We start from the raw sequence: 11829 nt of genomic DNA, 5'->3' as shown, positions 1-11829 counted from the left end.
AAGTTTGCGCGGTGACGACGGTTAGTTCGGGCGCTCCATCTTGCAGGTGGTGGGGAGCATGGTCTGCTCAGGCTCGATCTTTGCGGCTAGCCGCCAGCCCCAACCGGTCTTTTCCTCGTCGAACGGCTCCTTCTCCGTGCGATCGCCGAATGAAGCGATATACATGGGCTGGAAGAACTGGTGATCATCCTTCCGCATGGTGCCCTTGCCGCCGTCATAGACGTCGAATTCCATGCCTTCGAGCGCTGCCGCGACCTTGACCGGATCGAGCGACTTGGCCTTTTCGGCTGCGGCCGCAAACATTCGCATCTCGTTGACGACGCGCGGATAGAACAGGCTGAAATCGTATTTTGCGCGTAACGCTTTCTCGAAAGTGTCCGCGGCAGGATTGCCGAGATTTGGAATACCCTCAGCGATCTGGAACACCTGATGATTGAGATTGGCCTGCTTGATCGCGGTGGGACCGCCAGTGCCGCCCGCATAATAGGTGTACCAATTCACCTTGAGTCCGGCATCGGCACTAGCTTTGAGGAGGAGCGCAAAATCCTGCCCCCAGTTGCCGGTTATGACACTGTCAGCACCAGACGCCTTGATCTTCGCGACATACGGTGCAAAGTCAGTGATCTTCAGCAGCGGATGCAGTTCGTCGCCGACGATCTGTATGTCCGGGCGCTTCGCCTTCAGCATGGTCTTCGCTGCGGAACGAACCGACTCACCAAACGAATAGTCCTGGTTAATAAGGTAAAGCTTCTTGATGGCTGAAGCACTCTTCATGTAGTTCGTGAGCGCTTCCATCTTGATGTCTGAATTTGCATCCCAACGGAAATGCCAGAAGCTGCACTTTGCATTGGTGAGCACCGGATCCACAGCGGCATAATTGAAATAGAGGACCTCTTTACCGGGATTGCGTTCGTTGTATTTTGCTACGAAATCCGTCAGCGCGCCGGCGACTGACGACCCGTTGCCCTGGGTGATGTAGCGCACGCCAGCATCGATCGCCTTCTGCGCCTGAATCAAGCTTTCCTGAGGATTGGTCTTATTGTCGAGTGGTACGATCTCGACCTTCTTGCCGAGAATGCCGCCCTTGGCATTCAACTCGTCGGCGAGAAACTGGAAGGTCTTGAAGCCGACCTCGCCGACGCTGGCACCGCCGCCCGAGAGCGGATCGATATAGCCGATTTTGACCGTCTCTTGCGCAAGAGCCACACCGCCGAGCACCGGCAACAAGGCAGCAGCTATTATCCACTGACGCATGGCACTCCTCCCTCTTGGTCGCTCTTCGTAGGCTTACAAGCATCGCCAACCGCGAAAAGACAAACCGGAAGACGAATGCAGGTGCCTTCTGTTTCGCGAGTGTTGTCCAATCATGGGAATGCCGCAAGGAAATTAATCGAACCGACGTTTGAAGTGTCGGAACTTTTATTCACGGCCGACTGGGAGGCTGGCATCCCAGAAGATTAGGCAGCAAGCAAGAAAATGTCCGTGCGAAGGTTACCGCAGGCCAGCATGTGATTGCCGGGAGCGTTCAGGACGTTCTGTCTTGAGCGTGGGGTCTGCTGGCCTCTTCGTCGTATAGCTCCTTCTTGGACAGCTTGCCGACGGCTGTCCTCGGCAAGGCATCACGAATTTCCATCGCGCTGATCATTTCGTGCTTGCCGAGTTTGTCTTTGAGAAAATCCTTCATTTGGTCGAGCGTGATTGCGCTTGAGTGAGCCTTGAGCTTCACAAAGGCCTTGGGTGATTGACCCCGGTAATCATCGTGGATTCCGATCACGATGACTTCTTCAATGTCTGAATGCTGATAAATCGCTTCTTCGATGATGCGCGGGTACACGTTGAAGCCGCCGCATAGCAGCATGTCCTTGGTGCGGTCGACGATGAAGACATATCCGTCTTCGTCCATGTATCCAACGTCGCCGGTTCGCAGAAGGCCGTCCTTCGTCATCGTCTCCTTTGTTGCGTCCCCGCGCTTCCAGTATCCCTTCATGATGTTGGGCCCGCCAATGCAAATCTCACCTTTTTCACCCAGCCCAACATAGCGAGACGGATCGTCGACATCGGCAAACTTGATGGTGATGCCAGGGATCGGGATACCGCACGAGCCAGGCTTCACCGCCCCCTTCAATGGTGTAAATGTACCGGTGGGCGACGTTTCGGTCATGCCCCAGCCTTCGGCAAGCCGACACCCGGAAATGTCCTGAAAGCGCTTCTGCACCTCGAGAGGAAGGGGGGCCCCGCCGGACGCACACCATTTGATTGAAGAGAGGTCGAGATTTTCGACACCGGGATAGTTGATGATCGCGACATACATCGTCGGTACGCCTGGAAAGACCGTAACTTTCTTTTCGCATATATCCTTGACGACCGCAGCCGTGTCGAAACGCGTGTGCAAGATCAGCTCGGCGCCGATCCGTAGTCCCATCAGCATGTTTACCGTCAACGCATAAATGTGAAACGGCGGCAGGACGGCAAGAATCCGCTCGCGGCCTTCGTCGAGAAGCTGCGGTTGCGTGTGGGTCGTCTCTACATACTGTGCGGTCGCGCACGACAGATTGGCGTGCGTAAGCATCGCGCCTTTTGGAAGTCCGGTCGTACCGCCAGTGTATTGAAGTACCGCGACGGACTCACGCAGGTCGGCGATCGGATGCTCCGCGTACTTGCCATCGTTTTCAAGGAGTAACTCAAACGTCAGATGCCTGTTGTCGTTAGGAACGGCGGCGATTTCATCATTCTTCAGCATATGATCGCGCATGGCCGTGGGCGCAGGGGTCATCTCAGCTACGTTGCCGACCACAAGGGTTTTCAGCCTTGTCGTTCCGAGCAGCCGACCCATCTGCGGGTACAGTGCCTTAAGGTCCAGCGTCACGAGTATGTCGGTCTCACTGTCGTCAACCTTGTGCTCGAGAACCTTTTCCGCATCCAGGGGCGAGTAGTTGACTACCGTGCCACCGGCCTTCATCACGCCAAAGAAAGCGATGACGTAGTGGGGCGTGTTGGGCAGGTAGAGCCCGACATGCACGCCAGGGCGCACACCCAGTTTCTGAAATCCTTTCGCGGCCCGATTGGAAAGGTCGCTGAGATCTCGATAAGAGATCCTTTTGTTCATAAAATCGAGGGCCGGGTTGTTTGGCCACTTTGCAACTGATTGCTCCAAAATCTGCGAAACCGGCATCATCGCTAAGTCCGCGTCCCAGCGGACGCCCGGCGGATACGACTTGATCCAAGGTGCAGCAGGCATGACCCATTCCTATCCACTGAGCGGAGGGCTAGTGCTACGTTGCGGTCTATCGTCGCTTTTCGAATGATCAATGATCGTCGCGATCGATCGATTTGACAAGAGTTGTTCGCCACGTGGCCGGTATATCGATTGTGGCACCGAAACAGTGAGCGTGGCCAGTCAGCGATTGCGTCTAGGCGAGCAGCGATGAAAAATCGGTTGTCGCAAGTCGAGCTGCCGCCCTATCAAATCACATTGAGGTCAAGGGTGTTATTTTCCGACTAGGCCGATGCGACGGGCGGCGCGGCAGGCGCCCATTTGCCTCATCTTCTTCTTGAACGGGTGGAACGACAGGCAGCGGATGGGTTTCCAGCCAAAGCTGGCGCGCCAAACCGACTGGTTCCAGGCCGGCTGTCACCCACCAATCTCTTTCTTTGCTGGCGCGGTGCAGCTCGCGATGATGCGCTCGGCACAGCGGCACTGTAAATTCGTCGCTGACCTTTTGGCCGAGCCCGCGGGGCTGTGCAAAACGCAAATGGTGTGGATCACACGGCTCGCGGCCGCAGACAAGGCAGGGGTGGCTAGCGACAAAGCGCAGGTGCTGCCGGTCTCGCTGCCGTTTGGTCTCCGGCAGGGTTAGCACGCTCTTGTCGATGCGCGATCGGACCTCTGGGGTCGCTATGGGGAATTGCAGTTCGTCTGACGCGGTATCCGCCTCCGACGTCATTTCGCCGCGGGCGAGCCGGACCTGAAACGCCGCCCTTACCTTGTCGCCATCTGCAGGCGTCAGGGAGTTTACTTTTGGCCAGGCTTGCAGCGTCCAGGCGTCCAGATCGTCCTTGAGTCCCAACCCGTCGAGTTCGGCCAGCAACTGGTCCCGCAGCGCTGCAGAGGCTTCAGCCGGCAGGACGCTGAAGTGAGCACCGTTGGCACGCTTGCGAGCGCTCTGGGAGGTTTTCGCTAGCGGGGTCTGGCCGTTCGTACCGGATTGCGGCCTGTTGGTGGGGGCTGGCTCCGCCGATAGGGGACCGACGTCGGGTGCATCGAGATCGTCATCGCCGGCGATCCCGACCAGGGTGAAGAGGCCGTAGCGCCGGGCATAGGTGAGGGCGGAGCCCATCCGGTGCGGGGCCGCGGTATCGGTGACGGGACAGACCGGCCAGTCCGAGGCCAGCCATTCGCCGGAAGCATGGAGAAGGGTGGTGGTGAGCTTGATCAGACCCGTCTCAGGCTCTATCGCGGTTGCCTGGACGGTTGCGATCTCGTGCTTGCTGAGGCATTTTCGGACAATATCCAGTCCGCTTGCCAGCGAGGCATACCGAAAGGTACGGCTCTCCTCTCGCGGGAACGCCGAAGGGATGGTCGCCGTCAGCGACTTTTCCGGGTTCTGGATTTCCGCCTGCGCTTTGGCGAGGGCGGCACCTATGTTGCTGATCGATTGGCTGGCACGTTGCATCGGTAACTCCGTTAAAATATGCGGGGTCGCTAATTGGCGCTTAGGAGTTCGACCTGGATCGCTAACACGAGAGCAGCGGCGACCAGCTGGGTTTCCAGATGGGCGGAGAAGTCGCTCAGAAACGCATCCTGCGGGGAGGCGGACCGGAATGCGCGCAGCTCGCACCAGAATGCGGCCAATAGCTCAAAGGCTGCGACATACTCCTCCGGAGGATCGCAGGACGGGTCGAGATGGACAAAGTCGAAGGGCGACTCCATGGGGCGCATCCACGTCCTGACCTTCTGCGAGAGCCTCGCTTAGGGCCCCCGAAAGCCATCCCCGATCGGAAAGCTCGGAAGCGGCTATTCGGCGGCCTGGAGTTCAAAACTGATGGCGCCCGATTTGGAGCGCTTGGCGCGGACGCCGTGCCCTTTGGCCTCTTTCGCGTCCTCTGGAACGAGCTTTTTGAGCTCGCCCTTGGCGGCTTCGTGATCGAGGAAGGCGGCCCGGGTTCGGCAAAACACCCCCGCGAATTCCGCCCAGGAGTTGGACGCACCCATGTCGACGGTTCTGACCGCTTCGATCCGCGGCTTGGGCGGCTCAACGCCAAACAGGTGAGGGGTCTCGCCGGTCTGAACGCAGCGCCAGAACTTCTTTTCTGCAGTAAGCAGCAGGTGCTGGTAGAGCGGATCGGCCGGAATGGTCATTTCCACCCACTTTCCGCCGCCGGTGATGATAGATAGCACCGCCATGCGCGAGGCGGTGACCCACATGTTGTGCTGCAGCTGCGCCATGTGCTTCTCGGCTGCCCCTTCCTCGGAGAACGACCACGGCAGCATGAACTTGGCCTCGAACACTGCGCCGGTCTCGTCGTCGCTCATGATGATCCGGGCATCTGAGCCGCCGATGAACGCGCGGCGATCCAGCGACGAATGGGAGTTGGCAAAAGCGCCTGACATTGCGAGTCTCCTAGTGATTCTTCAAAAACCCCGTTCGATACTGAAAGTATCAATTATGAAGACTTCAGAGTCAATACTAAAAGTATCAATTAGGCAGGTTAAGGCTGCACGAGCATTGTTGGACTGGTCGCAGGAGCAGCTGGCTGCAGCTGCTGCCGTGTCCATTCCGACGGTTAAGCGGTTAGAAGCTAATGATGGTCCGTTGGGGGGCCGCGGTCAGACTGCCGAAAAAATCTTGAGTTCACTCGCCGCGGCCGGCATCGAATTCATCGAAGAAAACGGTGGAGGACCTGGAGTGCGCTTAGTCGCCACGCAAAAGCGTCAGACCCGGAAGAAGTAAATGTTCCTCAGTTTCGATGAACTCGTAATCGGCTCGTTTTAAAATTTCGCAGAACGAACCCAATTTCGCAGGTCTAATCTTTTCAGACTTCGAGCGCGGCACCCGCGAAGCATTGAGCGCTTGTTCAAAAAATCGATCGGCAACGGAACTCCCCACGACCGCTTCTCAGCTTATGCAGCATCGGGACGCCGCATGACAAATGCCGGCGCCTCCATTGCACTGTGGATAACTGACGTCACGCACCGACACTCGATGGAGATGCGGCAACTCTAACTCGCCGTTAACAATCTCATCGCAGCATGGTCACGACGCTACAGTGAGCCTTCTCACTTAGTGTTGTTCCCAGTGGCGTATCCGGGAAATGTGTCGAGACTTGATGTCCGACAGCACATCCATTTTCGCAACGCAGAAAGGGAATGTCCCATGAGCGAACAATCAAAAAAATTATCGGTATTGATGACTCCGCGAGTCCTCCTCACCGAGAACCATCAAGATTACGACGATTTTGCTGCTCGCATGATTGAAGAAATACAGCCGCAAAATATCTTTGATGAACTCAACGTCCGCGATGCTATTGAGGCCGCCTGGTACATTAAGCAGCTGCGGTCGTCCCGAACTGGCACCATCAACACGTCGTTTCGCAAAGCGATTTTGCAGTTGCTTGTTGTGGAGTTGGGAACGCACCAAACCAGGGAAAGCGAAGCCGGGCTATTGGCTGATCGGTGGTTTACTTCCGACAAAGCTAAAGCTGAACTTGCGGCGCTATTGAAGAAATACAGTCTTGATGAACACTCAATCATGGCGCTGGCGATCAAGCTCAACGGCGTCGATCTGGAGCGTCTGGGACGGGAAATTGCCATGTGGGAGGATCGTCGCGATAAGGCAATTAACAAGATTTTCAAACGCCGCGCCGACGACCTGGCCGAACGGGTGCGCGCCGTCACCCAGCGTGCGATCGATGGCGATGGCGCATCCCTCGATCAAAGCGGCACCGCATAATGGCCACGCCCGCGCAAATTGCGGCCAATCGGCAGAACGCAAAAAAAAGCAGCGGGCCGAAGACAGCCCTGGGCAAACAGCGTTCGCGAGACAATGCTCGCAGGCACGGACTGGCCGTAGCCCGCCCCCGTGAAACAACTCCCGAAATGGAGGAGCTTTCGCTGCTGTTCGCCCAGGGGTGCACTGATCCATTCATCATCGAGCATGCGCGCGAGGCCGCGGATGCGGAGTTGGAATTGGCAAAGCTGAAAATGACGAGGGGGGCCTGGATCGAGCGCGCGTATGTGTTTGGCTGCACCGAACGTCCGGGCCAGAATCCTGGCGATATCGAGAGATTTGTAGCTTCACCGAATTGGCGGGAGCTATTTGATCCTTCGAGTACCATGCCGCCACCTGGTCCCGAACGCCTTGCAGAAGCCATCCGCCGGGCTTTGCCCGAGACAGCGAAGCTTGGCAGGTATGAAGCACGCGCCATCGCGCGCCGTGATCGGCAATACGCGCAATTGTTTGTCGAACTATCAAGAAATCATGAGCAAGCATTTTGGCAGAACGAACCCAATTTTTCCCAGTCGATTCGCCGCCGACCGCCGCGCGGCAACCGGTCACGACAACTGGATCGTTGCCCGCGCGATGGAAAAAGAAGCCGCCAACTGAGGCGGCCTATGTTTTCGCCAACAGAGCTGCTTACTTCTTGGTAACGGATGTGGTCCACATCTGCATGTTGGTACCGTCCGCGCGAATTGCGACCACCCTAACTACTTCGAACGCTCCACCGGCTACTGTTTCGAGCTGCTCATCGGACAGCTCAGCCGTTCTGGTCACTTCGATCGAGGTTGCGCATTCCATGTTCATTCTCCGGTTGCTCTCCGCAGGCACCATCGCCTCGGTGACGAGACAATGGCCCACCGGCGAGTGGAGCGCTGTTCCCCAGGGAACAGGTCAAAAGGCGGGCGTAATCTGGCTCAGCCCGCCCGGCTGGCGGTTTTCAGAAACTCCTGCACGGAAGCCGGTATCTCGTCGTACTCAGCCAATCTCGTTCGGAGCTCGTCGGCGATATCCATCGTCACGTCCCGCGACCAACCCTCGGCGGTATTGAAGGCGACTATGCGCGCCGGAAGGCTGTACTGTTCCGCCATCAGGTCCTGGATCAGCGTCTCGCGGTCGGCGTCTTCTTCGTTGGTCTCCCGCCAAGCGTGGCCCAGTCGCCCGCCAAAGTCGTCCAATACCAGATACGTGTCCTGGTTGGCTTCCCGCGGTACTATTGAGGGGGACTGATCGGGTCTACGCATGACGCAAACTCACTGCGCAACTTCATTTAACCTAGTGACAGTCAAATTGTACGGCAAGCGGGTTAGGCAAAAATCTCTCTCCGGGAGCGCCGGTCACAAGGCTGCCAGTCGGTCAGATGGCAGAAAGGTCGATTTGGGAAAACTTGGTAATTTTAGGGGAATAAGCGGCAACGTGCCCGCATCACCGATGCCCTATGTTTGCAGCGGTAATTCTGTCCGCATCAGCTTTCTTCAGACGGGTTAGCGTGGCTTTGCGCCGCCTCGATCGACCTCGGACAGATGGCGTTGAAGCTCGTCAAGTAAGGGATGAGCTTAGATCGGAGCGTGCTCGCTCGGCGCTGGCTGATGTGCGTCGTCCTCTTTCGTTACAGCGATATGTGGCCGTATTGGTCGTAGATTAAGCCATAGCAATGCGAAGCCGGTGAAAGTTCCAACAGCAAAGGCAACTGGTCATTCCATCCGGGGCGGCGACGTCACTAAATACCGGCACCCTCGCGGGGATCTGGATTCAAGCCGAGGCTCCGCCGTTTCGTTCCCGACCTTAAGCTCCCGCTCAGGAAAATTCGGACACCCAATCATGTAGCCACAGGCTGCCGCCGCAAACCCGAGCAGCTAGGAAACGACCAGGATTTGCGGCACAATGGGCCCATGGTTGACGGCACCTACATTATCTTTTCCTGTCCAAAATGCGGCGCGACTTTCCGCGCGGTTCAACAGCGCAAGTTTAATGTTTCGCAGGACAGTTTTGCATGTCTCGACTGCGACACCGTCGTGCACCGTTGGTCGGGAGCATACGATTACACCGACTGGCATCCGGTCCAAAAGCAGGTCCTGGGGAGTCGATAGGCGGGCCGCTGGAGCACGGCGAGAACCATCAGCGCGATGAAGAACCGTCCGGCGTTGGTGCTCGATAATACAAATGCACTTCGCCGCCATTCGGAATTGGGCGGGATATTCGCTTGATACGTCCCTCGGCGGTCAACCGGTTCAACGTATGGTGCATTGTTGCGCGCGCCCCAACATCATAGCGCATCCAAATCTCAGTGGCACCTTCTGCTGCACTGTCTTCACTGTTTGGAATGGTTGTCCACAACCGTTCGAGCTCGGGCATGCTGCATCTCTTCATTGAGTGCTCGCGCATCATCGATCAAACCCAGGCACTCTGCGAGAGCGCCATGCAGAAGGCTATCAGCCAGCTCCGTCGTGGAAAAGAAGATCCGGAAAAACCTAGTAGTAGTACCGAGCCTGAAAGTTGGCTGTGGCACAAACTGCATAGGGACGACGTGCGAATTTCACGCGAGCTGCGGCCGGTGATTGCCTGCGTTATTGATCGCGGCGCCACAGAAACAGCGTGTGAGAACGTTCGGGGTGGGGCGGCGGGTGAGGGCGGGCATGGCCCATTGAGGCGCGGTCTTAGCAACTGGCAAACGACCCCAGCACAATGGTGGTGGAGAGTCAGATTAAGCAGCCCGACGAAGGTACGAGCCTGGAACCGGAAGGCCGACAACCGAGGCGGCCTTAGGTCAAGCCCCAATATACCATCATGCCAACCCCAGCGAGGGCGGCAACAAGCAGACCTACTTCAAAGTATCGGTTTATTCCCCGATCATCGCGGATCATCGGCTGCACCGTCCAACCGCCACCGGCGTTTTAGGGTTGATGGAGGCGTGATCTATAAAACCCCGCGCTCTGCGGGAGCGCGCATCCGAAAGCTACCAGCCGGTTCCCCTACGGAAAAGACGATTCGGGAAAACCTGGTAATACTACCGGTGTTGCGCACTTAGCACACCAACCTCAAATGTGTTCGCCGTCGGGTGTATGTTCACAATTCGGCAGACCTGGCGGAGAGCGCGAGATAGCTTTGCCTTCTTTACGAAACTTCCGTTGCGTCTCGGGGCGTGTGGTGAGTTTTCAAATTACAGTATTGAAGGTATTAGCCGGTCATCCGGGCGGACGCGCCTCACTCGCCGAGCTCACGCGCGCGGTCGCCATTCTAATGTCCAGCGGACCGGACTGGAGCGACCGAACAAAACGCCTTGCTGCGCGCGCCCCAGGCCTCGAAATATTCAGTCAATCATTCGTCCTACGCGATGATGCGGGCTGGCAAATCACCGATGCCGGTCGAGTGTTTCTCGCTTCGGTCGAAAGCCCGATCCAGGTGACCGCGGATAACGAACAGCCGACGGAAGCCGCTGCTGCAACGCCGGTGCCGCCGCAGTCGTTGACGCCGATTAGGCTGGTTGTCGTAAACCGGCGCGGCCGACGTCGTCGGGCGCGGGACCGGATACCGCCTTCAGCGGTCGCTTAGTTTCTTGCAGTGCGCGCCACAACCAATCCAGGTTTGGCGCCATTGCTTCAGAAGGGAGTGCGGACGTGGCTACTGGTACTGTGAAGTGGTTTAACTCGGCCAAGGGTTATGGGTTCACAACGGCGGCAAGGATGTCTTCGTGCACATCTCGGCTGTGGAGCGAGCCGGTTTAAGCAGCCTCAACGAGGGCACGAAGGTTAGCTACGAGGAAACCGAAAACCGCGGCAAAACATCCGCGGAAAACCTAAGAGTCGGTTAGCGAAAGAGGCCGCCACTGAGGCGGCGACGCGCTAGCTCCGTAAATGGCTGAACCTGGCATGCCTTCAGGATAGCCTCCGCGGCTCGTTGATAGGCGGTCGCGGCGTCTTCTGTGCTGGGTGTCTGAACGCTCGATGACGCCGAATCCTGACGACCTGTCGATTTAGACGCAGTCGGCATTTGCTGATTTGCTTCGATAAGCTGTGGCGGGATTGGAAAAACGACGTTGGTTATCCACGTAGCTACGGCAGCGGCGCCTAGGGTGGGGAACGGTAAGCATTTCTGCAGCGGTTAGCGTGTTCGTCTGTTGCCGGTCACCTGGCTCTTTTATCGCTCTGGCTCGGCGCGACTGACATTCGTTCCCATCGATCGAAGATCTGCAAGACTAAGCCATTCCACTTCGCCGGGCGGCGTGATCACCATGCGGCGAATAATCGACGAGGGAACATCCAATGCTTTCGCAATGTCTGCCATCGACGTGGTTGCAGCTCTCGAAGACCGGACATCTTTATCGGCGGCGCCGTGCACTCCGATACGGGCGCTATTGTTTGCGTATTTTGCTTCTCCTGCCGCGAAAATGAGAAAGCAAGCTGAGGCGCACGTTGAGCTCCGCCCTACATTTGTGGACATTTTTGCAAACTTGACCGCGTCTGCTATTCGGACAGCTTCCAGCAAGTTGCCCCCATCAGAGTTCAACCGCAGCGAGGTCACCAGTTTACCTGCATCATTCGCCTCCTTGATGCGCGCCTTCAGTAAGTCAGCGTCACCCGGCGCAATATTGCCGGAGATGGAAATTTCGACGCGATCGTCTTTGAGATTCAAAGATTTTATCTCGGCGGCGGCCGCGATCGACACGCTCAGCGCGAGCCCCGCACTCACAAGCCTGCTAGCCGCAATTCCCCACTTTTGCATCCCCATTATTCCTCGCGATAACGGCCCATCCAACCGCGCCTGGGGGCGACGGCAAGTGCTCGAAGCCCTTGGGAACGGCGTGGGGTAATGCGTATGTGGTGTGTGCAAATCA

General features: G+C 57.4%; 12 protein-coding genes and 1 pseudogene. 5 read left to right on the top strand and 8 right to left on the bottom strand.

All coding sequences use genetic code 11. From position 1 onward, the window contains the following. Positions 1-21 precede the first annotated feature (21 nt). The 5 genes from JQ597_RS13260 to JQ597_RS13240 form a co-directional block, all read right to left on the bottom strand. Entirely contained in the window at positions 22-1254 is a 1233-nt protein-coding gene (locus JQ597_RS13260; RefSeq protein WP_212037260.1) for a branched-chain amino acid ABC transporter substrate-binding protein, read from the bottom strand. Positions 1255-1525: 271 nt separating this feature from the next. After that, complete coding sequence (locus JQ597_RS13255; protein WP_212264708.1) at positions 1526-3238, bottom strand: long-chain-fatty-acid--CoA ligase; 1713 nt, start codon at positions 3236-3238, stop codon at positions 1526-1528. A gap of 229 nt (positions 3239-3467) precedes the next feature. Further along, entirely contained in the window at positions 3468-4673 is a 1206-nt protein-coding gene (locus tag JQ597_RS13250; RefSeq protein WP_212264707.1) for an ERF family protein, read from the bottom strand. Positions 4674-4702: 29 nt separating this feature from the next. Then, on the bottom strand, positions 4703-4930 hold the full coding sequence (locus tag JQ597_RS13245; RefSeq protein WP_212264706.1) for a hypothetical protein: 228 nt from the start codon (positions 4928-4930) through the stop codon (positions 4703-4705). A gap of 84 nt (positions 4931-5014) precedes the next feature. Continuing rightward, positions 5015-5533, bottom strand: coding sequence for a hypothetical protein (locus JQ597_RS13240; protein ID WP_502754422.1), 519 nt, complete (start codon positions 5531-5533; stop codon positions 5015-5017). 25 nt (positions 5534-5558) lie between these two features. On the opposite strand from JQ597_RS13240, the gene JQ597_RS13235 reads away from it, so the two are divergent. From JQ597_RS13235 to JQ597_RS13225, 3 genes are all read left to right on the top strand, one after another. Continuing rightward, entirely contained in the window at positions 5559-5951 is a 393-nt protein-coding gene (locus JQ597_RS13235; protein ID WP_249147829.1) for a hypothetical protein, read from the top strand. A gap of 423 nt (positions 5952-6374) precedes the next feature. After that, on the top strand, positions 6375-6950 hold the full coding sequence (locus JQ597_RS13230; RefSeq protein WP_212264704.1) for a hypothetical protein: 576 nt from the start codon (positions 6375-6377) through the stop codon (positions 6948-6950). Continuing rightward, positions 6950-7648, top strand: a complete 699-nt coding sequence (locus JQ597_RS13225) for a hypothetical protein (RefSeq protein ID WP_212264703.1) — start codon at positions 6950-6952, stop codon at positions 7646-7648. Before JQ597_RS13230 ends, JQ597_RS13225 begins: the two co-directional genes overlap by 1 nt. Positions 7649-7912: 264 nt before the next feature. On the opposite strand, the gene JQ597_RS13220 is transcribed toward JQ597_RS13225, so the two are convergent. Together JQ597_RS13220 and JQ597_RS13215 are read right to left on the bottom strand one after the other, a co-directional pair. Further along, positions 7913-8239, bottom strand: coding sequence for a hypothetical protein (locus tag JQ597_RS13220; protein ID WP_212264702.1), 327 nt, complete (start codon positions 8237-8239; stop codon positions 7913-7915). An 874-nt stretch (positions 8240-9113) separates the two neighbouring features. After that, positions 9114-9350 (bottom strand): hypothetical protein, encoded by a 237-nt coding sequence (locus JQ597_RS13215; protein WP_212264701.1) that lies wholly within the window; start codon positions 9348-9350, stop codon positions 9114-9116. Positions 9351-10142: 792 nt separating this feature from the next. On the opposite strand from JQ597_RS13215, the gene JQ597_RS13210 reads away from it, so the two are divergent. Together JQ597_RS13210 and JQ597_RS13205 are read left to right on the top strand one after the other, a co-directional pair. Next, on the top strand, positions 10143-10547 hold the full coding sequence (locus tag JQ597_RS13210; RefSeq protein ID WP_212264700.1) for a hypothetical protein: 405 nt from the start codon (positions 10143-10145) through the stop codon (positions 10545-10547). 65 nt (positions 10548-10612) lie between these two features. Beyond that, positions 10613-10806 (top strand): annotated as a pseudogene (locus JQ597_RS13205) (cold-shock protein). A 326-nt stretch (positions 10807-11132) separates the two neighbouring features. Here the strand turns inward: JQ597_RS13205 and JQ597_RS13200 are convergent. Continuing rightward, positions 11133-11717 (bottom strand): COG3904 family protein, encoded by a 585-nt coding sequence (locus JQ597_RS13200; protein WP_212264699.1) that lies wholly within the window; start codon positions 11715-11717, stop codon positions 11133-11135. Between the last annotated feature and the right edge of the window lie 112 nt (positions 11718-11829).

The sequence above is a fragment of the Bradyrhizobium sp. AUGA SZCCT0177 genome (assembly GCF_018130125.1).
Taxonomy (GTDB): Bacteria; Pseudomonadota; Alphaproteobacteria; order Rhizobiales; family Xanthobacteraceae; genus Bradyrhizobium.
This window is presented reverse-complemented; position numbering and strand designations above follow the sequence as displayed.

Coding starts and splice junctions, on each gene's coding strand:
- JQ597_RS13200 (WP_212264699.1), bottom strand. CDS start 11,717: ATGCAAAAGTGGGGAATTGCGGCTAGCAGGCTTGTGAGTGCGGGGCTC.
- JQ597_RS13250 (WP_212264707.1), bottom strand. CDS start 4,673: ATGCAACGTGCCAGCCAATCGATCAGCAACATAGGTGCCGCCCTCGCC.
- JQ597_RS13240 (WP_502754422.1), bottom strand. CDS start 5,533: ATGAGCGACGACGAGACCGGCGCAGTGTTCGAGGCCAAGTTCATGCTG.
- JQ597_RS13220 (WP_212264702.1), bottom strand. CDS start 8,239: ATGCGTAGACCCGATCAGTCCCCCTCAATAGTACCGCGGGAAGCCAAC.
- JQ597_RS13230 (WP_212264704.1), top strand. CDS start 6,375: ATGAGCGAACAATCAAAAAAATTATCGGTATTGATGACTCCGCGAGTC.
- JQ597_RS13255 (WP_212264708.1), bottom strand. CDS start 3,238: ATGCCTGCTGCACCTTGGATCAAGTCGTATCCGCCGGGCGTCCGCTGG.
- JQ597_RS13235 (WP_249147829.1), top strand. CDS start 5,559: ATGAACGCGCGGCGATCCAGCGACGAATGGGAGTTGGCAAAAGCGCCT.
- JQ597_RS13215 (WP_212264701.1), bottom strand. CDS start 9,350: ATGCCCGAGCTCGAACGGTTGTGGACAACCATTCCAAACAGTGAAGAC.
- JQ597_RS13225 (WP_212264703.1), top strand. CDS start 6,950: ATGGCCACGCCCGCGCAAATTGCGGCCAATCGGCAGAACGCAAAAAAA.
- JQ597_RS13260 (WP_212037260.1), bottom strand. CDS start 1,254: ATGCGTCAGTGGATAATAGCTGCTGCCTTGTTGCCGGTGCTCGGCGGT.
- JQ597_RS13245 (WP_212264706.1), bottom strand. CDS start 4,930: ATGGAGTCGCCCTTCGACTTTGTCCATCTCGACCCGTCCTGCGATCCT.